The organism is Acidovorax sp. KPB24-07 (assembly GCF_057543315.1).
On sequence record NZ_BAAJYS010000048.1, the window covers coordinates 1 to 21,028 of the forward strand.

At 66.4% G+C, this 21,028-nt stretch carries 19 protein-coding genes and 1 pseudogene; 13 read left to right on the forward strand and 7 right to left on the reverse strand.

The genetic code is table 11. The annotated features are described in order from the left end of the window. Positions 1 to 371 (forward strand): annotated as a pseudogene (locus tag AC27IQ_RS08335) (phospholipase); the annotation flags it as partial. Positions 372 to 396: 25 nt separating this feature from the next. Here the strand turns inward: AC27IQ_RS08335 and AC27IQ_RS08340 are convergent. After that, positions 397 to 1,533 carry an iron-containing alcohol dehydrogenase gene (locus tag AC27IQ_RS08340; RefSeq protein WP_487089175.1) on the reverse strand — a complete coding sequence of 379 codons (1,137 nt, stop codon included), beginning with the start codon at positions 1,531 to 1,533 and terminating at the stop codon, positions 397 to 399. Between the two features lie 77 nt (positions 1,534 to 1,610). Between AC27IQ_RS08340 and AC27IQ_RS08345 the strand changes: the two genes are divergently transcribed. Both AC27IQ_RS08345 and AC27IQ_RS08350 read left to right on the forward strand, forming a co-directional pair. Then, complete coding sequence (locus AC27IQ_RS08345; protein ID WP_284426317.1) at positions 1,611 to 2,480, forward strand: 2-keto-4-pentenoate hydratase; 870 nt, start codon at positions 1,611 to 1,613, stop codon at positions 2,478 to 2,480. A 181-nt stretch (positions 2,481 to 2,661) separates the two neighbouring features. Then, on the forward strand, positions 2,662 to 3,582 hold the full coding sequence (locus AC27IQ_RS08350; protein WP_284412477.1) for an alpha/beta hydrolase: 921 nt from the start codon (positions 2,662 to 2,664) through the stop codon (positions 3,580 to 3,582). Between the two features lie 20 nt (positions 3,583 to 3,602). Here the strand turns inward: AC27IQ_RS08350 and AC27IQ_RS08355 are convergent, their stop codons facing one another. Further along, a complete protein-coding gene (locus AC27IQ_RS08355) occupies positions 3,603 to 4,028 on the reverse strand; it encodes a surface-adhesin E family protein (RefSeq protein ID WP_284398593.1) in 426 nt (141 codons plus the stop codon). A gap of 195 nt (positions 4,029 to 4,223) precedes the next feature. On the opposite strand from AC27IQ_RS08355, the gene phaR reads away from it, so the two are divergent. Further along, entirely contained in the window at positions 4,224 to 4,763 is a 540-nt protein-coding gene (gene phaR, locus AC27IQ_RS08360; protein WP_272568591.1) for a polyhydroxyalkanoate synthesis repressor PhaR, read from the forward strand. Between the two features lie 106 nt (positions 4,764 to 4,869). Here the strand turns inward: phaR and AC27IQ_RS08365 are convergent, their stop codons facing one another. Further along, positions 4,870 to 5,835, reverse strand: a complete 966-nt coding sequence (locus AC27IQ_RS08365; protein ID WP_487089176.1) for a LysR family transcriptional regulator — start codon at positions 5,833 to 5,835, stop codon at positions 4,870 to 4,872. 86 nt (positions 5,836 to 5,921) lie between these two features. On the opposite strand from AC27IQ_RS08365, the gene AC27IQ_RS08370 reads away from it, so the two are divergent. The 8 genes from AC27IQ_RS08370 (at position 5,922) to AC27IQ_RS08405 (ending at position 16,814) form a co-directional block, all read left to right on the forward strand. After that, positions 5,922 to 6,797, forward strand: coding sequence for an amidohydrolase family protein (locus AC27IQ_RS08370; RefSeq protein WP_487089177.1), 876 nt, complete (start codon positions 5,922 to 5,924; stop codon positions 6,795 to 6,797). Positions 6,798 to 6,885: 88 nt separating this feature from the next. Continuing rightward, positions 6,886 to 7,809 (forward strand): tripartite tricarboxylate transporter substrate binding protein, encoded by a 924-nt coding sequence (locus AC27IQ_RS08375; RefSeq protein WP_487089178.1) that lies wholly within the window; start codon positions 6,886 to 6,888, stop codon positions 7,807 to 7,809. 155 nt (positions 7,810 to 7,964) lie between these two features. Next, positions 7,965 to 11,048 carry a D-2-hydroxyglutarate dehydrogenase YdiJ gene (ydiJ, locus tag AC27IQ_RS08380; protein ID WP_487089185.1) on the forward strand — a complete coding sequence of 1,028 codons (3,084 nt, stop codon included), beginning with the start codon at positions 7,965 to 7,967 and terminating at the stop codon, positions 11,046 to 11,048. Positions 11,049 to 11,103: 55 nt separating this feature from the next. Continuing rightward, a complete protein-coding gene (locus AC27IQ_RS08385) occupies positions 11,104 to 11,709 on the forward strand; it encodes a TetR/AcrR family transcriptional regulator (protein ID WP_487089179.1) in 606 nt (201 codons plus the stop codon). 110 nt (positions 11,710 to 11,819) lie between these two features. Beyond that, entirely contained in the window at positions 11,820 to 12,821 is a 1,002-nt protein-coding gene (locus tag AC27IQ_RS08390) for an NADP-dependent oxidoreductase (RefSeq protein ID WP_487089180.1), read from the forward strand. Between the two features lie 83 nt (positions 12,822 to 12,904). Next, positions 12,905 to 13,609 (forward strand): SDR family oxidoreductase, encoded by a 705-nt coding sequence (locus AC27IQ_RS08395; protein ID WP_284430741.1) that lies wholly within the window; start codon positions 12,905 to 12,907, stop codon positions 13,607 to 13,609. A gap of 292 nt (positions 13,610 to 13,901) precedes the next feature. After that, positions 13,902 to 15,272: a 30S ribosomal protein S12 methylthiotransferase RimO gene (gene rimO / locus AC27IQ_RS08400; protein WP_284430742.1), complete on the forward strand. Its 1,371-nt coding sequence runs from the start codon at positions 13,902 to 13,904 to the stop codon at positions 15,270 to 15,272. A 225-nt stretch (positions 15,273 to 15,497) separates the two neighbouring features. Beyond that, positions 15,498 to 16,814 (forward strand): Nramp family divalent metal transporter, encoded by a 1,317-nt coding sequence (locus tag AC27IQ_RS08405; RefSeq protein ID WP_317358529.1) that lies wholly within the window; start codon positions 15,498 to 15,500, stop codon positions 16,812 to 16,814. Positions 16,815 to 16,869: 55 nt separating this feature from the next. On the opposite strand, the gene AC27IQ_RS08410 is transcribed toward AC27IQ_RS08405, so the two are convergent. Beyond that, complete coding sequence (locus AC27IQ_RS08410; protein WP_487089181.1) at positions 16,870 to 17,382, reverse strand: hypothetical protein; 513 nt, start codon at positions 17,380 to 17,382, stop codon at positions 16,870 to 16,872. A gap of 223 nt (positions 17,383 to 17,605) precedes the next feature. Then, on the reverse strand, positions 17,606 to 18,496 hold the full coding sequence (locus tag AC27IQ_RS08415) for a DMT family transporter (RefSeq protein WP_487089182.1): 891 nt from the start codon (positions 18,494 to 18,496) through the stop codon (positions 17,606 to 17,608). A 158-nt stretch (positions 18,497 to 18,654) separates the two neighbouring features. Between AC27IQ_RS08415 and AC27IQ_RS08420 the strand changes: the two genes are divergently transcribed. Continuing rightward, entirely contained in the window at positions 18,655 to 19,212 is a 558-nt protein-coding gene (locus tag AC27IQ_RS08420; protein WP_487089183.1) for a helix-turn-helix domain-containing protein, read from the forward strand. Between the two features lie 81 nt (positions 19,213 to 19,293). On the opposite strand, the gene efp is transcribed toward AC27IQ_RS08420, so the two are convergent. Both efp and earP read right to left on the reverse strand, forming a co-directional pair. Continuing rightward, entirely contained in the window at positions 19,294 to 19,848 is a 555-nt protein-coding gene (gene efp / locus AC27IQ_RS08425; RefSeq protein WP_272552191.1) for an elongation factor P, read from the reverse strand. Between the two features lie 170 nt (positions 19,849 to 20,018). Beyond that, positions 20,019 to 21,028: elongation factor P maturation arginine rhamnosyltransferase EarP (earP, locus tag AC27IQ_RS08430; RefSeq protein WP_487089184.1), on the reverse strand; the 1,010-nt coding region annotated here is incomplete at its 5' end.

Sequence of the window (21,028 nt, forward strand, 5' to 3'; positions counted from 1 at the left end):
AAAATATAGCAATATGCCCTAGTGTTGATTGTGCTGGAGGCCAAAAACGTTCAGACCCCCCTGGCGCCTTGGTGCTGTACCCGCACTTCCAGCAGAGCGTGGTGCCCGGCTGGCTGGACAAGGGCCTGCGCTGGCGCCACCGCGCCACGCCCGCGCTGGACCGCATGGTAGTGCTGTCGCCGCACCCCGACTGGGTGCGCACGCTGCCGAACGCCAAGCTGCCCGACCGCAACGATTTTCTGCACTACGGCAGCGACCTGACCGCCCGTGTGCGCGCCTGGAGCGCGGCCACGTCGGCCAGCCGCCAGCTGGCCGACGAGTTCGCCGAATGGCTGCGCCGGCCCGACCCGGCGGCGGTCCTGCCGCTTTGAGGGCGGGCCGCCGCGGCCGCAACGCTCACATCGATTCGGCGAGCATCGCCCGGTAGTCGTCCACGCTCGCCTCGCGCGGGTTGGTCTTGTGGCAGTGGTCGGCCATGGCGCCTTCGATCACGTCGCCGAACAGCGCCTCGGTCACGCCCATCGCGGCCAGGCCCGTGGGCAGCCCCAGCCGCGCGCTCATGTCACGGATGGCCTCGGGGATGTCGCCCGCGGACGCCAGCCCCATGGCGTGGGCCATGCGTTCCAGGCGCCGGTCTTTCTGCACGGCGGGGTCCTGCGCGTTGAAGCGCACCACGGCGGGCAGGAACACCGCGTTCAGCGTGCCGTGGTGCAGCCGCGGGTTCACGCCGCCCAGGCTGTGACTCAGCGAATGCACGCAGCCCAGCCCTTTCTGGAACGCCATCGCGCCCTGCATGCTCGCGCTCATCATGTTCAGGCGGGCCTCGCGGTCGCTGCCGTCGCGCGTGGCGCGTTCGATGTGCGCCCAGCCGCGCGTGAGGCCTTCCAGCGCGATGCCGTCGGCCGGTGGGTTGAAGGCCGAGGACATGAAGGTCTCCATGCAGTGCGCGATCGCGTCCATGCCGGTGGCGGCCGTCAGCGCGGGCGGCAGGCCCAGGGTCAGGCCCGGGTCGCAGATGGCCGTCTTGGGCACCAGGTGCCACGAGTGGAAGCCCAGCTTGCGGTGGTCGTCCACGATGATGATCGCGCCGCGCGCCACCTCGCTGCCGGTGCCGGCGGTGGTGGGCACGGCAATCAACGGCACGGCGCGCTCGGTGATGCGCGGCGAGCCGCCCTCGATGGTGGCGTAGTGCGTGAGCGGCCCTTCGTGCGTGGCCGCGATGGCGATGCCCTTGGCGCAGTCGATGGCCGAGCCGCCGCCCACCGCGATGAGGCCGTCGCAACCGTGGTCGCGGTACACCTGCACGGCGGCGCGCACGGCCGCTTCGGTGGGGTTGGAAGGCGTCTGGTCGAACACGGCCACGGGCACGCCGGCCAGTGCATCCAGCGCTTGCTGCAGCACGCCGGCGGCTTTCACGCCGGGGTCGGTCACCACGAGCGGGCGCGTGATGCCCACGCGGTTGCACTCCTGTTTCAGGAGCTGGATGGCGCCGAATTCGAACTGGATCTGGGTGACGTAGTAGATGAAGGCCATGGTGGATTGCGAGGATGCGCCCAGGGCGCGGTTGTGGTTAGCATGCCGGCCAGCCAATCTACAACCGGGAGCCTTCCATGGCCATGCAGCAAACCCTCATCGCCGCCGTGCTGGCGGTCGCCTGTGCGACAACCGCCCAGGCCGAATGCCTGAGCGACGTCCAGGTGGCCGAACTGGCCGCCCATTACTCGGGCAGGACGCCCGCCGCCAACCTGCCGCCCCTGAGCGATGCCGATGCCGCCTGCACGCGCGCCAAGTTCAATGCCTTGCTGGCACACCGCCTGGGCCGGGTGGTGGGCTACAAGGCGGGGCTGACCAACCCCGCAGTGCAAAAGCGCTTCGGCACCGACAAGCCGGTGTGGGGCAAGCTGTACGAAGGCATGGTGCTGCGCGACGGCGCCGTGGTGGATGCGGCGTTCGGCGCCCGCCCGCTGTTCGAGGCCGACATGCTGGTGCGCGTCAAGAGCGCCGCCATCAACCATGCGCGCACGCCGATGGAGGTGCTGGAGCACATCGACCAGGTCATCCCTTTCATCGAGCTGCCCGACCTGCTGGTGCAGGCGCCGCCCCAGCTCAACGGGGCCGGCGTGGCAGCCATCAACGTGGGGGCGCGGCTGGGCGTGGCTGGCGCCCCCATTGCCGTGCCGCGTCTGCGCGCGGAGCGCTATGCGATGGTGGACGCGCTCCAGAACATGGCGGTGACGCTCACCGATGGCCAGGGCGCGCGGCTGGGCGGCGGCAGGGGCAGCGACATCCTGGGCCACCCGCTCAACGCCGTCGTCTGGCTGGCCGAGGCGCTGGCCAAGGAGGACATCACCCTGCAGCCGGGCGATCTCGTGAGCCTGGGGTCGTTCTCCGCGCTGCTGCCGCCGCGGCCGGGGCTGGAGGTCACCGCCACGTTCGACGGGCTGCCGGGCGCGGCGCCAGTGCGCGTGACGTTCCGGTGATGCGCTGCCGTTGAGCGAGGGCGGGAACGCCGGCCGGGGCGAATAACCCGGCCCCGCCTGCCCACGGCCGAGTTGCGGGATGATCGGGCCCTTGTCCTTTTGGCCCTTTTTCCGCCATCCCACGGGGTGGCCCGCGACCGTGACACCTTCCACCCCATCTACCGCCCGGCTCACCCCGCAGATGCGCAGCGTCATCGACCGCATGGAGCGCGCCGGCCGGCCGCCCCTGCACACGCTGCCCCCCGCCGAGGCCCGCGCCGCCTACGAAGCCGGTGCCGGCGTGCTCGAAGTGCCCAAGGCCGCCCTCGAGCGCGTGGAAGACCTGCACATCCCCGCCCGTGACGGCCATGCCTTGCCGGCCCGCCTGTACGCCCCCACGCGCGGCGCGCCGCTGCCGGTGCTGCTGTACCTGCACGGTGGCGGTTTCACCATCGGCAGCGTGGCCACGCACGACGTGCTGTGCCGGGAGCTTTCGCGCCTGGCGGGCTGCATGGTGGTGTCGCTGGACTACCGGCTGGCGCCGGAGCACCGGTTTCCCACGGCCTCCAACGATGCGTGGGATGCGCTGGCCTGGCTCGCGGCGCAGGCCCATGCACTGGGCGCCGACCCGGCGCGCATCGCCGTCGGGGGCGACAGCGCGGGCGGCACGCTGTCGGCCGTCAATGCCATCCTGGCGCGCGATGCCGGCCTGCCGCTTGCGCTGCAGTTGCTGTTCTACCCCGGCTGCACAGCCCACCAAGACACGCCCTCGCATGCTGCGTTCGCCCACGGCCTGGTGCTGGAGGAGCCCGCGATCACCTGGTTCTTCGGCCACTACGTGCGCGGGCCCGCGGACCGCGACGACTGGCGCTTCGCCCCGCTGAACGCGCCCGACGTTGACGGCGTGGCGCCGGCCTGGATCGGGCTGGCCGAATGCGATCCGCTGGTGGACGAAGGCGTGGCGTATGCCGACAAGCTGCGCGCCGCCGGCGTGGCGGTCGATCTGGAGATCTACCGAGGCGTGACGCACGAGTTCATCAAGATGGGCCGCGCGATCCCGGAAGCCCGCCAGGCGCATGCGGATGCGGCGCGGGCGCTGCGCACGGCGTTCGGGCTGGCCTGAGCGGGGTTGGCCGTGCCGGCTCAGCGCTTCTTGCAGGAGGCGGTGATCAGCTTGCGCGCCGGCTCGCCGGGGATGCCGGCGAAGGACACCGGCGCCTCGTCTTCCTTGAATTCCTCGCGCGCGGTCACGGGGCCCTGCCACACGGGCTCGGCGTAGTAGTTCAGGGCCAGGTACCACCCCTTTTGCGTGCCGCAGTCGATCACGGCCACGCCCTTGAACGAGCGGTAGGGGTGCTTGCGGTAGCTGGAGCGCTGGGTGCTGCGCGACACGCGCACTTCCATGGTGAACTGGTTCTGCCAGGGAATCTGCGTGGGGTTGATCTGCACCAAGTCACCCGTCTTGTCTTCCGGAAAGCCCTGGATCGTGAGCCATTGTTCGTCGGTTTGCGCGTGTGCCTGTGCTGTCAGGAGCAGGGCCGCTAACAGAGCAGGGCGAAGGGGGGACACGGGGCCTCCAAGGATGGGGTGCAAACGGTGCAGCGGCGAATCTTATGCGATCTGCGCCGCCTCGGATTGACGTGGATCAAGGCGGCAAAGCCGCATCAGGGTAATCCTGCGAAAGGGCGCGCTGCTGCGCTCCCTAAAATCGGTTGCACTGCAAACGATCAAAATCATGGGTGCCCCGCACCCCAGGAGCCCGCTGTGCCAGAAACCACGTCCCCCCCAACCCCCTCGACCGCACAGCAGAGGATCATCAAGAAGTACCCCAACCGCCGGCTGTACGACACCTCCACCTCCACCTACATCACCCTGGCCGAGGTCAAGCAACTCGTGATGGCGGGCGAGCAGGTCGTGGTGCGCGATGCCAAGACCAGCGAAGACCTCACGCGCAGCATCCTGCTGCAGATCATTCTGGAAGAGGAAGCCGGCGGCGCGCCCATGTTCACCGAGGCCGTGCTGGCCAACATCATCCGTTTCTACGGCCACGCCATGCAGGGCTTCATGGGCGCCTACCTGGAAAAGAACGTGCAGGTGTTCACCGACATCCAGGCCAAGATGGCCGAGCAGTCCAAGGGCATCACGCCCGAAATGTGGTCGCAGTTCATGAACCTGCAGTCGCCCATGTTCAAGGGCATCATGGGCAGCTACGTGGACCAGTCGCAGGCCATCTTCACGCAGATGCAGGAGCAGATGCAAAAGCAGACCGAGCAGATGCTCGGCGCCTTCGGCATCAAGCGCTGAAGGCAGGCCCCAGAGCCCGGGCGAGGGCCTGGGAGCGGGAGTCGTCCCCGGGCCAGTGCGGCCGCTTCACCCACGCACGGGCTTTGCCGAGCGCCGCGGCGCGCCGTCAGTCCTGCACGCGGGATTTGCGGTGGGCGTCCTGGAAGATCCGGTGGATCAGTTCCCTGAACCACTTGTGCCCCGGATCGTGGTCGTTGCGGGGATGCCAGACGGCGTCGATGGACAGCGCCAGTTCCGGCAACGGCATGGGGAAGGCAACGCAGTTCGATCCGGAAAGCACGCTGTCCATCCAGTGCGCCGGCATCGCTGCGATCAGATCGGTGGATTCGATCACCGGCACCATGCCCTGCCACGTAGGCACCTGCACCATGACCCGGCGTGCCAGGCCGCGTTCGGCCAGCAGTTCGTCCAGGATGTTGCTGCCCACCCCCGACACCTTGAGGTGCCCCAGTTCGAGGTACTTTTCCAGCGTGAGCGGGGTGGAGGCGGCAGGGTGGTCCTTTCTCATGAGCACCATCCAGCGGTCATCCAGGATGCGCCGCGAGGCCGAGAGAACGGAGTGCCCCCGCGACACCGAGAGCCTGATTTCCACCCCTTCGTACTCGACGCGGTCCGAAGGCTGGCGCATCTCGAATGACTGCACCGACAGGCTGATGCCGGGCGCCACGGAACGCAGCTCGGTGCACAGGCGCGGTAGCAAGAGGACCCCCACGTAGTCGGACACGCGCAGAAGAAACGTTCTGCGCGCCGTTGCGGGATCAAACGAGCCGGCCACGCCGATGGCGTTCTCGATTTCGCTGAAAGCCTTGCGGAAACGCGTCGCCAGGCGAACGGCCTCCGGGGTGGGAACCATGCCCTCTGCCGTGCGCAGCATCAACGGGTCATTGAACTGCTCGCGCAGGCGCCGCAGTGCGTGGCTGACGGCGGAAGAGGTCAGATTGATCCGGGCCGCTGCCTTGGCCACGCTGCGCTCCTCCACCAGCGCCTCGAACATCACCAGCAGGTTGAGATCGATCTTGCGCAGGTTGACGACCGCGCGGTCCTGATGGGTAGTGGGTTGAATCTGGTTCATCTTGATGATGATGGTAATGAATTTGACTAACCACCACTGCGGCAAAAACAATCCGGTCAGCAGTTCAACCCGACCGTCTGGAATCCATGCCCATCACAAACCGCCACGGCGCAGCCCATCAGGCGCTGCCCGGTGCAACAGAAAGAGTCTTTCCGCAAGGGGCGTGCGACACGCACCTGCACGTCTTCGGATCCCCCGGCGAATTTCCATTCATCGCCGAGCGTGCCTACACCCCGCCATCCGCCACGATCGAGCAGTACTGGTCTGCCTACCGCCCTTTGGGAATGGACCGGTGCGTTCTGGTGCAGCCCAGCGTGTACGGGCGCGACCACTCGCTCTTGAAGCGGACATTGGGCGACGCCGCCGCGGGCAGCATGCGCGGCGTGGCGGTGATCTTCGAAGACACGCCGGACACCGAGATGGAGGAACTTCACCGGCTGGGCGTTCGGGGCGCGAGATGCAATGCGCTGTTCAGCGGGGGGGTTTCCATCGCCAGCGTGCAGTCGATTGCCGATCGGGTGAAAGGGCTGGGCTGGCACATCCAGTTGCTCGTCGACATCGATGAAGACATCCGCCTCGTCCAGGGCCTCGCCGAGAGCGGCATGACCGTGGTGGTGGACCACTTCGGCCATCCCTCGGACTGCAGCGACATCGACAGCCGGGGCATCCGGAGCCTGCGGAGCCTGATGCGGGAAGGGTGCGCCTGGGTCAAGTTCTCGGGCGCCTACCGGATCTCTGCGGCGGCGTCCGGCGTGGACCCTGCCGTGCTGCCACTGGCGCACAGCCTGGTGCAGGCCAATCCCCACCGCATCGTCTGGGGATCGGACTGGCCGCACCCTGGCATCGACGCCACGTCCATCGCCAGCGCGGAACTGGCAGGCCTCATCACCCACTGGTTTCCCGAGGAAATCAGGCGCAAGGCGCTGGTCGACAACCCGACCCGGCTTTATTGGGAAGACTGATTTTTCTAAAAGGAGACATGGCATGTTCAATCCACCATCCAGCCGCAGAGGCTTCTTGCAAGGCGCCGCATCGCTCGCGGCATGTTCCATGGCTGTCCCGTCCGGGGCCCAGAACCGCTTTCCCTGGAAACCGATCACGCTGGTGGTGCCCTTCGCGCCCGGCGGGAATGTGGACATCGTCGCGCGCTCGCTGGGCGTGCCGTTGACCAAGTGGGTCGGGCAGTCCGTGATCGTGGACAACCGCGCGGGCGGCGGGGGTGCCGTCGGCACGAGCACGGTGGCGCGGGCCGAGGCCGATGGGCACACCTTGCTGGTGGCAACGCCGGGGCAACTGGGCACCCTTCCGGAGATCATCAAAACGCCTTACAAGGCCGACAGCCTGGTGCCGGTGGCGGTGCTCAGCCGCACACCGGTCGTCGTGGTCGTGCGTGCCAACGACCCACGGTTCAAGACCGCGGCCGATTTCATCAAGGCGGTGAAGTCCACGAGCCAGGGCGTGACGGTCGGCCATGCGGGGCCGGGCTCTCCCAACCACCTGGCGTTGCTCCAGTTCGAGGATTCCGCCCAGGCCCAGGTCAATGCGGTGCCCTACAAAGGATCGGGGCCGGCGCTGGTGGACCTGATGGGCGGCCAGATCGACGCGGTGATCGACCAGATCACCAGTTCCACCCCGCACATCAAGGGTGGCGCGCTCCGCGCGGTGATGGTGCTGGGACCGCAGGCGGGCGGGCTGCTCGCGAGCGTGCCGACGCAGGCCCAGCTGGGCTTGCCGGGGTTCGATGCGACCACCTTCGTCGGGGTCTTCGCGCCCAAGGCGACGCCTTCCGCCAGCGTTGCCAGCCTGCATGAATGGATGACCAAATCGGTGGCCCAGCCGGAGTTCACCAACGTGATCCGGGATCTGGGCAGCGAGCCGGTGGGGGAGGGTGGGGCTGCGCTGCAACGGCTGGTGAGTGGCGAAGTCGCTTTGGCCACGCGAATGGTCAAGCAGGGACGGCTCAAAGCCGACTGAGCCGTAAGGTGGGCTTTGGCGTGAGGCCCGTTCGTACCCAGCCTGTCGAGGCCACCGCTCCCGCGCCCTCTCGCCCTCTCGAAGCGCCGCGTTCAACGCTTGACGGGCCACGCGGGGCAGGGCGATTCTTTTCGTCATTGCAGGACCTGAAATTGATTGCAATCATTCCCGCCCCGGCGCCGCTGGACGGCGACTACCCGCGTTTTCTTCAGGCATTGGCCACCGAGGGTTTCCGGGGCGAAATCACATCGCAATACGCGGACCGCACCGTTCTGGCCACAGACAACTCGATCTATCAGCGGCTGCCCCAGGCCGTGGTCTTCCCACGGGATGCCGCGGACGTCGAAACACTCGCGAAGCTGCTCGCCAGGCCGGAACACCGGCGGGTGGTGGTTTCTCCGCGGGGCGGGGGCACGGGCACCAACGGGCAATCCCTCACCGGGGGCATCGCCGTGGATCTCTCCCGGCATCTCAACCAGATCCTGTGGATCGATCCCGTGCGCCGGGTGGCACGGGTGCAGGCCGGCGTCGTCAAGGACCAGTTGAATGCGGCGCTGAAGGCGCACGGGCTGTTCTTTGCCCCTGAGCTGTCCACGTCCAACCGCGCCACGATCGGCGGCATGATCAACACCGACGCCAGCGGCCAGGGCAGTTGCACCTACGGCAAGACCCGCGACCACGTGCAGGTGCTGGACATGGTCCTGCTGGGGGGCGTGCGGTTTGCCAGTCGCTCGGTGGATGCCGAGGAACTGCCGTTGCGATTGAAGGAAAGCGGCCTGGTGGGCGATGTCTGGCGCTGCGCGCACCAGATCGCCACGGAGCATGCCGAGCTGATCGAGGCGCGCTTTCCCAAGCTCAATCGCTGCCTGACCGGCTATGACCTGGCGCACCTGAAAGAGCCCGGCGGTCGCTTCAACCTCAACAGCGTCTTGTGTGGGGCGGAAGGCTCGCTGGGCTTCGTCGTCGAGGCGGAAATCGGCCTGCTGCCCATCCCCCGCCATTCCATGCTGGTCAATGTGCGTTATGCCAGTTTCATGGACGCGCTGCGCGATGCGCGGGTGTTGATGGAGCATCGCCCGTTGTCGATCGAGACGGTCGATTCGCGGGTCTTGATGCTGGCGATGGAGGACATCGTCTGGCAGGACGTGGCGCAATACTTCCCTGCCCAGGCCGACCCGGCACCGACGCGTGGCATCAACCTGGTCGAATTCTGCGGGGACTCGGCGGACGAGGTGCGCGCTCGCGTGGCGGCCTTCATCGGGCACCTCGCCCGCAACCCCACGGTGAGCCGCATCGGTCACACCATTGCATCGGGCCGCACGGCCGTCGACAAGGTCTATGCCATGCGCAAGCGCGCCGTCGGCTTGCTGGGCAACGTGCAGGGTGAGGCCCGGCCCCAGCCTTTCGTCGAAGACACGGCCGTGCCGCCAGAGAAGCTCGCCGACTACATCGAAGAGTTCAGGGCATTGCTGGACCGCCATGGGCTGAGCTATGGCATGTTCGGCCACGTGGATGCGGGTGTGCTGCACGTCCGGCCCGCCCTGGACCTGAAGAACCCCGCCCATGCGGCGCTGATCCGAACCATTTCCGACGAGGTCGCCGGGCTGACCCTGAAATACGGTGGCGTGCTCTGGGGCGAGCACGGCAAGGGAGTCCGTTCCGAATACGCGCCGAAGTATTTCGGCCCCCTGTATGGCGCATTGCAGGCGCTCAAGGCGGCATTCGATCCGCACAACCAGCTCAACCCGGGAAAGATTGCCACGCCCGCAGGCCAGAGTGCCCGGCTGCTGCGCATCGATGAAGTGCCGTTGCGTGCCGACGCCGATCGCCAGATCGATGAGCGGGTGTGGCAGAGCTTTGCCAGCGCCGTCCATTGCAACGGCAATGGCGCTTGCTACAACTTCGATCCGGACGACGCGATGTGTCCGTCATGGAAGGCCACGCGCGAACGCAGGCACTCTCCGAAAGGACGTGCCTCGCTGCTGCGCGAGTGGCTGCGCCTGCAGGGCCATGCGGGGGTGGATGTTCTGGCGGTGGCTGCGCGGCAACCCTCGTTCCTGGCCGGATTGGCCAGGCGCTGGCGCAACCGCCGCGAACGCGCAACCAACGGAACGGGTCGCTCCCGCGACTTTTCCCATGAGGTGTATGAGGCGATGTCCGGTTGCCTGGCGTGCAAGTCGTGCGCGGGGCAGTGCCCTGTCAAGGTCAACGTTCCTGAATTTCGGTCGCGCTTTCTGGCGCTTTATCACACGCGGTATGGAAGGCCGTTGAAGGACTACCTCATTGGCTCGCTCGAATTCAGCGTTCCGTATCTGGCACGCCTTCCACGGCTCTACAACGGTGCCATGTCCAACACGCTGGTGCGCCGGATGCTCGAGCGCCATGCGGGCATGGTGGACAGCCCGTTGCTCAGCCGCTTCGACTTTCAGGCCACGTTGAGCCGTTGGGGCGTGCGCTGTGCAACGCCATCGTTGCTGGCCGCGCTGACGGACGCGCAACACGCCCGGTCCGTGATCCTGGTGCAGGACGCGTTCACGCGTTATTTCGAGACGCCCGTATTTTCCGCGTTCATCGAGTTGGCGTCCCGGCTGGGGTACACGGTCTGGCTGGCCCCATTCATGCCGAACGGCAAGCCGCTTCATGTGCTGGGCTTTCTGCAGGCCTTCGATCGAACGGCGTTCAAAAACGCGGAGATGCTTGGCGCTCTGGCGTCGTGTGGCGTGCCGCTGGTCGGTCTCGATCCTGCCATGACGCTCGTGTACCGCCAGGAATACGCGAAGCTGCCGTTTTTGCAAAAGCCGCCGCGCGTTCTGCTTGCGCAGGAATGGCTGCTGGAGGCGCTGCCCGCGCGGGCGTCGGAATCTCTTCCGGGGGACTTTCAGCTGCTGAACCACTGCACCGAAAAAACGACCGCCCCCGCCGCCGCAGCGCTGTGGCCCCAGGTGTTCGCCCGTGTCGGTTTGAAGCTCAGTCCGCGGGCCAGTGGTTGCTGCGGCATGTCGGGAACCTACGGACACGAAAGCCTGAATGTGCAGACCTCGCGCCTCATCTACTCCCAATCGTGGGGTCCGATATTGAACGCCGAGCCGGCGCGACAGACGGAGTTCCTGGCCACCGGATATTCCTGCCGCAGCCAGGCCAAGCGGATGGACGACCGGCGTCTGCGGCATCCCGTGGAAGTCCTGCTTCAGTTCTATGCACAGCGGGAAACTTCCGCTCCTGTCGGCCCGGGGTGCTGACCCTGTGCATCCGGCCGCTTTTCACCTGCCAGGGCGCGATGGGCAAACAAAATGTATGATGGCCGTCATGCGAAAAGAAAAGACCAATGGCCGAACTGCTGCCAAAGAGGCTTCGCACGAGCGCATCGTGCAGGCCGCTGCGCGTGCCATCCGTCGCAGCGGCTATGACGGCACCGGCGTGGCCGACATCATGAAAGAGGCGGGTTTGACGCACGGTGCGTTCTATGCCCATTTCGAGTCTCGCGAAGCCATGCTGGCCGAAGCGGCAGACCGTGCCGGAGCCGAAGCCAACGCCGCCGCTGCGCGCATCGTCGCAGCCGTGCCGCCAGAGCAGTCCTTGCAAGCGCTGATGCAGGTCTATCTGTCCAAAGAGCATCTGGCGGCTATCGAGACAGGCTGCCCGGTGTCCGCCCTGGGCTCCGAGATGCCGCGCCAATCGCCCGAAGTGCGTCGCGCGGCCACGCTCCGCATCAAGGAGATGATCGATCTGGTGGCCCGTCAGTCGCCCGATTGGGGACAGCCTGGCGCCCACGAGCGCGCGTTGGTGACCGTGGCCACCATGGTGGGCACGTTGGTGCTGGCCCGTGCCGTCGATGACTCGGCGCTGTCGGAGTCGCTGTGCAGCGCCGCGTTGAAGAGTCTGGCCCCGTCCGGTGCGTGAGATCACCGGGCTTTTTTTTTACTCATAAATATGATGACCATCATTCCAAAATGCCTGTCAGCCAATGCTGCCAGGTTCGTCGCCTGCTCTGCTTGCAAAAAGGGAACCCCATGAAAGCTTTCATCCTGGACCGCTATGGGAAAAAAGAGCGCTTGCGCGCCGCCGACGTGCCTGAGCCGGACTTGCGTGACGACGAGATGCTGATCCAGGTTCACGCGGCCGCGGTGAACCTGCTGGATGCCAAGATCCGAAATGGCGAGTTCAAACTCATCCTGCCGTATCGCGCACCGTTCGTCCTGGGGCACGATGTGGCCGGCGTGGTGGTGCGTGTCGGACCGCGTGTCCGCCAGTTCAAGGCGGGCGACGAGGTGTACGCCCGGCCCGATGACTTGCGCATCGGCACGTTCGCCGAATTCGTGGCCGTGAAGGAAGACTCGGTGGCGATGAAGCCCAGGAACCTCACCATGGAAGAGGCTGCATCCATCCCCCTGGTGGGCTTGACGGCTTGGCAGGCGCTGGTCGAAAAGGCAGAGCTCAAGAAGGGGCAGAAGGTTTTCATCCAGGCAGGCTCCGGGGGCGTGGGCACGTTTGCCATCCAGTTGGCCAAGCACCTGGGCGCGACGGTTGCCACCACCACCAGCACCGGCAACGTCGCTCTGGTGAAACGCCTGGGCGCAGATGTGGTCATCGACTACAAGAACGAGGCCTTTGAAGACCACCTGAGCGGCTACGACGTGGTGCTGAACAGCCAGGACGGCAAGGCCCTGGCGAAGTCCCTGGGCGTGCTCAAGCCGGGCGGAACCCTCGTTTCCATCTCAGGGCCACCGGACCCCCGGTTCGCCGAAGACATCCATGCCCCATGGTGGGTGAAGCAGGTGATGCGCGCCCTCAGCTCTGGCGCCCGCAGGCAGGCCCGGCGCCTCGATGTCGCCTATGCATTCCTTTTCATGAAGGCCAGCGGCAGCCAGTTGCGGCAGATCACGCCGCTGGTCGAATCGGGCGCCATCCGCCCCGTGATCGACCAGGTCTTCCCCTTCGAATCCACCAACGATGCCCTGGCCTACGTCGAAAGCGGCCGAGCCAAGGGCAAGGTGGTCATCAAGGTCCGATGAGCCGTTCCATTGGAACGACATCGCACGTCCGTAAATATGACGATCGTCATTTGAAATACCAGTCCAACCCTTTGGAGCTCCCTATGCACCTTGAAAACTCCGTCGTCCTCGTCACGGGCGCCAACCGCGGCATCGGCCTGGCCTTCGCGCGCGAACTGCTTGCGCGCGGTGCTCGCAAGGTTTACGCCGCCGCGCGCGACGCCGCCACCGTCACCTTGCCCGGCGTGCACGCCCTGCGGCTCGACGTCACCAAGCCCGAAGAGATCGCTGCTGCGGCACAGCAGGCCGCCGACGTGAACCTGGTGATCAACAACGCGGGCATCGCCCAGCCGGGCGGCTTTCTGGCGCAGGACAGCGACGCGGTGGCGCGCCGCATTTTTGAAACGAACTTTTTTGGTGTGCTGAACGTGAGCAAGGCGTTTGCGCCCGTGCTCCAGGCGAATGGCGGTGGCGCACTGCTCAACGTTCTGTCGGTGGCATCGTGGGTCAATGGTGGCGAGCTGGCCGCTTATTCGGCCAGCAAGTCGGCGGCGTGGTCTTTGACCAACGCACTGCGCCATGAGCTGGCCGGGCAGAAGACCCAGGTGCTGGGCCTGCACATGGCGTATGTGGACACTGACCTCACGCGGGGCTTCGAGGTCCCGAAAAGCAGCGCCGAGGAGATCGTGCAGCGTGCACTCGACGGACTGGAGGCCGGCGCCGATGAGGTATTGGCCGACGTGCTCACCCAGCAGGTGAGGCAGGGCCTGACAGCGCCGCGTCCGGTCTACCTCCCCCAGGCCCTTTGAGCCCCGGGCACACCGGCATGCCACTCGACACACTCCCTGCCCCTGCCCCTGCCGTGAAGCGTGGCGCCAGCGCGTGATCACGGCGCCCGGGGTGGGATGCGGGGGCTTTGGAGAATCGCATGCCCGGTGCGCAGATGGCCGAGTCGACCCATGATTTTAAGGGTGGAGATGCAGCGCGGCTGAGGTCAATTCCTGGCCTCATTTACAATGTCCGGTTATCTTGCCCGCCGGGCCGTCCTGCGAAACCCAAATGAAATCAGATACTTACGATGAAATCGCGACGCCAGAGACGATGAAGGTCCCCAAGGTAGGCTTCGTCAGTCTTGGCTGCCCCAAAGCCCTGACCGACTCCGAACTGATCCTCACGCAGCTCAGTGCCGAGGGCTACCAGACCTCCAAGACTTTCGAAGGTGCCGATCTCGTCATCGTCAACACCTGCGGCTTCATCGACGACGCGGTCAAGGAAAGCCTGGACACCATCGGCGAGGCGCTGGCCGAGAACGGCAAGGTCATCGTCACCGGCTGCCTGGGTGCACGGTCCGGCGACGGTGGCGGGAACCTGGTGCGGCAAATGCACCCCAGCGTGCTCGCCGTCACCGGCCCCCATGCGACGCAGGAGGTGATGGATGCCGTCCACCTCAACCTGCCCAAGCCGCACGACCCGTTCATCGACCTGGTGCCGGGCAGCTTCGGTGTGGCGGGCATCAAGCTCACGCCCAAGCACTACGCATACCTCAAGATCAGCGAAGGCTGCAACCACCGCTGCACCTTCTGCATCATCCCCTCCATGCGCGGCGACCTCGTCTCGCGTCCCATCGGCGATGTGCTGAGCGAGGCCAAGGCTCTGTTCGAAGGCGGCGTGAAGGAACTGCTGGTCATCAGCCAGGACACCTCGGCGTTCGGCGTCGATGTGAAGTACCGCACGGGTTTCTGGGACGGCAAGCCCGTCAAGACCCGCATGCTGGAGCTGGTGCAGACCCTGGGCGAGATCGCCGAACCCTACGGCGCCTGGGTGCGCCTGCACTACGTGTACCCCTACCCGAGCGTCGATGAGGTCATCCCCCTCATGGCCACGGGCAAGGTGCTGCCGTACCTGGACGTGCCGTTCCAGCACAGCCACCCGGACGTGCTCAAGCGCATGAAGCGCCCCGCCAGCGGCGAGCGCAATCTGGAGCGCATCCAGCGCTGGCGCGAGACCTGTCCCGAAATCGTCATCCGCAGCACCTTCATCGCCGGCTTTCCGGGCGAGACCGAAGAAGAGTTCCAGCACCTCCTGGACTTCGTGCGCGAGGCGCAGATCGACCGTGCAGGCTGCTTCGCCTACAGCGACGTGAACGGCGCGGTGGCCAATGAACTGCCCGGCATGCTGCCCCTCGAGTTGCGCGAAGAGCGCCGCGCGCGCTTCATGGCCGTGGCCGAGGAAGTGTCCGCCGCCAAGCTGCGCAGCCGCGTGGGCGCCACCATGCAGGTGCTGGTCGACTCCGCCCCCGCGCTGGGCAGAAAGGGCGGCACCGGCCGCACCTATGCCGATGCGCCCGAGATCGACGGCGTGGTGCACCTGCTGCCGCCTGAGAAGATCAGCAAGACGATGAAGGTGGGCGAGTTCACCCGGGCCCGCATCGTCGGCACGCAGGGACACGACCTGGTCGCACTGCCGATCTGACCCGAGGTGGCGCGGGACCCGCGCGGGCGGTCGCCGCGGCGGGCGCGGGCCTGATGGCAGGTACCGCCCATCGCGCCATGCCATGGCGGCGATTGATCACTCGCCGCATAGTCCGAGCGCGCCGCCATGGCAACCCCACGCCGTCTATCTGCGCAATAGGCGCGGCGCCATGCCGTCGCGTGCCTGCTGCGGGACCGGGCTACGTATCATCGAGCTCCCATGCCCATGTTCCCCTTGCCGCGCACCGCCACCGCGCCTTTCTGCCCATCCGAAGTCAAGGGCAGCGTCCAGGTGGACCCTGGCCTCCCGTTTTCCAAAAAGCTGCTGCGCTACGCAGGGCCGGGCCTGCTGGTCTCGGTGGGCTACATGGACCCCGGCAATTGGGCGACGGACATCGAGGCCGGCTCGCGCTTCGGCTACGGGCTGCTCTTCGTCGTGCTGCTGGCGAGCCTCGCCGCCATGCTGCTGCAGACCCTGTGCGTGCGCCTGGGGCTGGTGGCGCGCCGGGACCTGGCCCAGCTGTGCCGCGAGCGCTATTCCCCCGCCGTGAACCGGTGCCTCTGGCTGGGGGCGGAACTGGCGATCGTGGCCTGCGATTTGGCCGAGGTGCTGGGCAGCGCGCTGGCGCTGCACCTGCTGTTCGGCGTGTCGATTCCGGTGGGTATCGCCATCACCGCCTTCGACACTGTGCTGGTGCTGGGCTTGCAGGGCGCGGGGTTCCGGCGGGTGGAGGCCATCGTGCTGGCGCTGGTGGCCACCATCGCTGCGTGCTTTGCAGTGGAGCTGGCGTTCTCGCAGCCGATCTGGTCGCAGGTGGCGATCGGCTTCGTGCCCAGCCTGGAGCGGCTGCAGCAGCCCGGGGCGCTGTACCTGGCCATCGGCATCGTGGGCGCCACGGTCATGCCGCACAACCTGTACCTGCACTCGTCCATCGTGCAGACCCGGCTGGTGGCCGACACCGATGCGGCGCGGCGCGAGGCCATTCGTTTCTGCACCTGGGATGCCGTGGTGTCGCTGTCGCTCGCGCTGCTGGTGAACGCGGCCATCATGGTGCTGGCCGCCAGTGCCTTCCACCACAGCGGCCACCGCGACGTGGCCGACATCGCCGACGCCTACCACCTCATCGAACCCCTGGTGGGCAGCGCCCTCGCGGCCGCGCTCTTCGGCATCGCGCTGCTGGCCTCGGGCCAGAGTTCGACCTTCACGGGCACCATCGCCGGGCAGATCGTGATGGAAGGATTCCTGGACCTCAAGATTCCCTGCTGGCAGCGGCGCCTCATCACGCGGGGCCTGGCGCTGGTGCCGGCTTTCGTGGGCGTGTGGTGGCTGGGCGATGCGGGTGTGGGCAAGATGCTGGTGCTCAGCCAGGTGGTGCTGAGCTTTCAGCTGCCCTTCGCGATGTGGCCGCTGATCCGGTTCAGCAGCAGCCCCGAGGTGATGGGCCACTTTGCCACCGGACGGATCCTCCGGCTGGCGGCCTGGGGGCTGTTCGCCGTGATCTCGCTGGCGAACCTCTGGCTGGTGACGGCGGTGTTCGGCTGAGAGAGGCCGTTTCCGCCAGAAGCTGCCGCTGCGGCCCCCTGCTTGATTGGTCGGCTCAGTTGGTCGGATAGGCCGTCAGCAGAATCCATTTGCTGCCGACCCTTTCGAAGTCGAGCTGAACGTTGGAGAACTGCGATTTGGTCTTGGTGGTGCATTCGCCGTTGGCGTTGGCCGCGGTGCAGTTGAAGCCGCCGATCAGGTCTTGCTTCAGCACGCTGTAGACCGTCACCTTTTGCCGTGCATGCGTGCCGGAGCACTTGACGGCCTTTCCTTTGTATTTCTTCGGGTCCTGGTAGCTGTTCCAGAAGGCGCTGTAGTCTCCCACGCTGGAGAACAGCGTCTTGTCCTGCTGGCTGGAGCCCTGGGGCGGTGTCGCGCCGAAGACGTGCTGGTTGAGGTGGCCGCCATCGGCGTTGTTGTTGGCCGAGACGGCGCTGTGCTGCACGGTCGCGATGGCGCGGCATTCCACGGCGTGGGCGGTGCGGCTGAGGCCCGGGGCCATGAGCAGCGCGGCCATGGCGGACAGCGCCAAGGGGGTGGTGGACGAAAAAAAGCGGATCGAATGCATGCGGGCTCCCTGGTGTTATGTAAGGAAATCATTGCCGGAAGGCCTGGCAATTGCCCACCCGAAGCCCCTGTGCCATGGCGGGCCTGGATGCTGGCAAGGGGTGCGCGCCTGTCGGCATTCCGGTAGCTCCATTCTGGAAAGACTCCCCTTGCAGCGCTCTGAAGATTGCGTGAATCGTCCTGAAATGGGCTGAAGCGCGGCAGCGCACGCTTCGTGCGCGTGGCTATCGCGGCGCTGGGTGGCGTGCGGCCATGCGCCATCCAAAGTTCATCCCTGCCACGGCCATGAGGATGGCGACGGCGCCACCGACCTGCATCGGGCTCAGCCGATGGCCGAAGGCCCACGCGTCCACCCCGATGGCCACGATGGGATAGATGAACGACAGAACGCCCACCATCGACGTCGATAACTTCTGTATGGCGCTGTACAGGAGCGTGGACATCAGGCCCGTGTGAATGAATCCGATCGCCAGCAGCAAACCCCAGGTGGGTAGCGTCGATCCGCCCGTCGGGGCCTGGGCGAACGGCAGCAAAAGCAGGGTGCCGACGATCAGCTGGATCAGGACGATCAGCCGGGGCGGCACGCCGCTCAGCCTTTTGGTGATCGCGGCCGCCATGGCGTAGAAGAACGCGGCGGCCAGTGCCAGTCCGACGCCTTCCAGGTAGCCGGAGGGCAGCGCGCCCCACTGTCCACCGCCGACGACGATGAGCACGAGGCCGCCGAACGCGATGCCCAGCCATCCTGCCTGCGACGCGGTCAGCTTTTCTCCGAAGAACAGCGCCCCCAGCGTCACGAGCATGAAGGGCTGGGTGTGGTAGGTCACCGTGGCAATCGCGATGGATGCGTGCGAGTAGGCGGCAAAGAGCAGGCCCCAGCTGGCCGCCAGGGCGATGCCGCCCAGTGCGGCCATGCCGGCTTGCCTGCGGCCGATGTTCCATCGCTCTGGCTGGCCCGGACGGAGACAGAGCATCAGCAGCGCCACGGCACCGAACGCGCAGCGCCAGAAGACCACTGCGCCGGCAGGCATTCCGGTCTGCAGCACCAGCCAGCCCACCGTGCTGGCGATGACCATGGCGGTGGTCATCTTCAGCGTCCCTGCCGTTTTCGGATGCATGAATCGTTGCCTGTGTGGATTGCCCAGTCGCCTGGGCAAGGGATCGGAAGGAAGCGGTTCGTTCTTTAAAAAGAACGAACGAGCGGTATGATGAACTTGCCTCATTCGTTCGTCAAGTCGAACGATTGTTCTTTTTGATGAGATAGGATGACCATCCCTTGACTATCAGTCCTTCACCCATCCGCCTGTTGGCCGTGGCCGTGCGCCGCGAGCGCGAGCGCCTTGGCCTGTCGGTGTCCGAACTCGCCAAACGGGCGGCCATCGCCAAATCGACGCTCTCCCAGCTGGAGGCGGGCGTCGGCAATCCGAGCCTGGAAACGCTCTGGGCGCTCGCCACGGCGCTGGATGTGCAGGTGACGCAATTGATCGCCCAGCCCAGAACCCATGTGCAGGTCATCCGGGCCCATGAGGGGGTGGCGCTGGCTTCGGAGCAGGCGAACTACGCGGCGACTTTGCTGGCGGTGTGCCCTGCCGGCGTGCAGCGCGATCTCTACCGCCTGTCGGTCCAGCCCGGCGCACCCAGGACTTCCGAGCGCCACTTGCCGGGCACGGTGGAGCACGTCGTCCTGTGCAGCGGACGCGCCCGGCTGGGGCCGGTCGGCCATCTGGTGGAACTCGGCCCGGGGGACTATGCCAGCTACTCGGCGGATGAAACGCATGTGTTCGAAGCGCTGGAGCCTCAGACGACGGCGGTCATGCTGATCGAGCACACATGACATGGACTGGCCCAGCGGAAATGAAAAAGGGCACCGGCCGAAGCGGGTGCCCTTTGGGGATCGAAACTCGATCCGGATCGATCAGACGCGCTTGCGGTACTCGCCCGTGCGGGTGTCGATTTCGATCTTGTCGCCCTGGCTCACGAACAGGGGCACGGGCACTTCGAAGCCGGTGGCGATCTTGGCGGGCTTGAGCACCTTGCCGGACGTGTCGCCCTTGACGGCGGGTTCCGTCCAGGTGACTTCGCGTTCCACGCTGGTGGGCAGTTCGACCGAGATGGCCTTGCCGTCGTAGAACACCACTTCGACGGTCATGCCGTCTTCCAGGTAGTTCAGTGCGTCGCCCATGTTCTCGGCTTCGACTTCGTACTGGTTGAATTCGGTGTCCATGCAAACGTACATCGGGTCGGCAAAGTAGGAGTAGGTGCACTCCTTCTTGTCCAGGATGACGTTGTCGATCTTGTCGTCGGCCTTGAACACGTTTTCGGTGCCGAAGTTGCCGATCAGGCTCTTGAGCTTCATGCGGACCGTGGCGGCGCCGCGGCCGCCGCGTGCGTATTCGGTCTTCAGGACGACCATCGGGTCCTTGCCGTGCATGATCACATTGCCGGCGCGGATTTCTTGAGCGATTTTCATAGCAGATTGCTGGGCTGGGGTTGAAGCCGCTCTACGCGCCAGGGCGCTGCGGGCGCTGCCTGAGGGGTGCAGCGCAAGGTCCGAGCGCCAGCGCATGTTCCGCGGCGGGATGCGCCGGCCGGTCACTTCGTCAGAAAGTGCCGCCTTGGGTTGGCGCAAAACCGTGGATTTTAGCTTTTTTCGGCCACGAACCCCAGCAGTTGGGTCAACAGATCGTCCTGCGCGAGCAGCCGTGCGCGCGCCGCCTGCACGGTCGCGCGCCATTCCTGCAGCGTGGCGGCGTCCAGGGCGGGCAGGGGACCGTCCTGTTCGAGTCCGTTCCACAGCGCGTGGAAACGCCGCAGCGAAGGCGGCGCCTGGAGCCAGTCGAGGAACGCGTGCAGCTTGGCATGGTGGGCCTGGTCGTCCTGGGGATAGATGTGCCACACGAAGGGCTGGCCGGCCCACAGGGCGCGCACCAGCGAGTCCTCGCCGCGCACGCAGTTGAAATCGCAGGCCCACAGCATCTCGTCGAACGCCGGCTGGGGGCAGGGAGCGAGGTATGAAATCGATAGCAGACTGCCGGCGTCTTGATTGCGCTGGAGGCCATTTCGGTCCTGATTGTCCAGCGCCTGGACGGCTGCCGTTGCGCGGCCGGGGGTGACGAGTAAATGGGCGCCGGCATGCTGCCGCAACCGGTCGAGCAGCGAAGGCAAGGCGGGTGGCTCGTAGCAAAACAGCGAAACGGCGAAGGCCCCGGTCGCCACGCCATGGCGGGCACGCCAGCCGGCGCGGTCGAAGGCGGCTTGGCGGTCCATCAACCCCGGTTCGCGCAACAGCCCGCCCGTGCGGCGGGTGAACCCGGGGTAGAAGAACCAGCGCGTGCAGCCCGCGCCGGGGCCCGACATCAGCAGGGAGGGCAGGCGGTGGCTGCGCTCCACATAGCTTTCGGCGCTGAGGTACTCCAGGTTGATCCAAAGGCGTTTTTGGCCTGATGCCCTAGTGGAATTTGCCATGGATGCTATGAAATCAGGATCAATCTCGCAGCCGAACGCCTCGATGACCACATCGCCCGCGCCGTCGGGCGGGGCCTGCGCAGGCCAGGGCAGGACCTGTACGCCCGGTGCGCCGGCAGGGGCCATCCAGCCCAGCGCGGTGGCGTCGTCCGTCCACAGGCGGACGGCGTGGCCCCGCCCGGCCA

Excerpts from the sequence above, each read along its gene's own strand:
- AC27IQ_RS08340 (WP_487089175.1), bottom strand. The coding sequence starts at position 1,533 with ATGGCCTTCATCTACTACGTCACCCAGATCCAGTTCGAATTCGGCGCC.
- AC27IQ_RS08345 (WP_284426317.1), top strand. The coding sequence starts at position 1,611 with ATGGCCATGCAGCAAACCCTCATCGCCGCCGTGCTGGCGGTCGCCTGT.
- AC27IQ_RS08350 (WP_284412477.1), top strand. The coding sequence starts at position 2,662 with ATGCGCAGCGTCATCGACCGCATGGAGCGCGCCGGCCGGCCGCCCCTG.
- AC27IQ_RS08365 (WP_487089176.1), bottom strand. The coding sequence starts at position 5,835 with ATGAACCAGATTCAACCCACTACCCATCAGGACCGCGCGGTCGTCAAC.
- AC27IQ_RS08370 (WP_487089177.1), top strand. The coding sequence starts at position 5,922 with ATGCCCATCACAAACCGCCACGGCGCAGCCCATCAGGCGCTGCCCGGT.
- AC27IQ_RS08375 (WP_487089178.1), top strand. The coding sequence starts at position 6,886 with ATGGCTGTCCCGTCCGGGGCCCAGAACCGCTTTCCCTGGAAACCGATC.
- AC27IQ_RS08385 (WP_487089179.1), top strand. The coding sequence starts at position 11,104 with ATGATGGCCGTCATGCGAAAAGAAAAGACCAATGGCCGAACTGCTGCC.
- AC27IQ_RS08390 (WP_487089180.1), top strand. The coding sequence starts at position 11,820 with ATGAAAGCTTTCATCCTGGACCGCTATGGGAAAAAAGAGCGCTTGCGC.
- AC27IQ_RS08395 (WP_284430741.1), top strand. The coding sequence starts at position 12,905 with ATGCACCTTGAAAACTCCGTCGTCCTCGTCACGGGCGCCAACCGCGGC.
- rimO (WP_284430742.1), top strand. The coding sequence starts at position 13,902 with ATGAAGGTCCCCAAGGTAGGCTTCGTCAGTCTTGGCTGCCCCAAAGCC.
- AC27IQ_RS08405 (WP_317358529.1), top strand. The coding sequence starts at position 15,498 with ATGTTCCCCTTGCCGCGCACCGCCACCGCGCCTTTCTGCCCATCCGAA.
- AC27IQ_RS08410 (WP_487089181.1), bottom strand. The coding sequence starts at position 17,382 with ATGCATTCGATCCGCTTTTTTTCGTCCACCACCCCCTTGGCGCTGTCC.
- AC27IQ_RS08415 (WP_487089182.1), bottom strand. The coding sequence starts at position 18,496 with ATGCATCCGAAAACGGCAGGGACGCTGAAGATGACCACCGCCATGGTC.
- efp (WP_272552191.1), bottom strand. The coding sequence starts at position 19,848 with ATGAAAATCGCTCAAGAAATCCGCGCCGGCAATGTGATCATGCACGGC.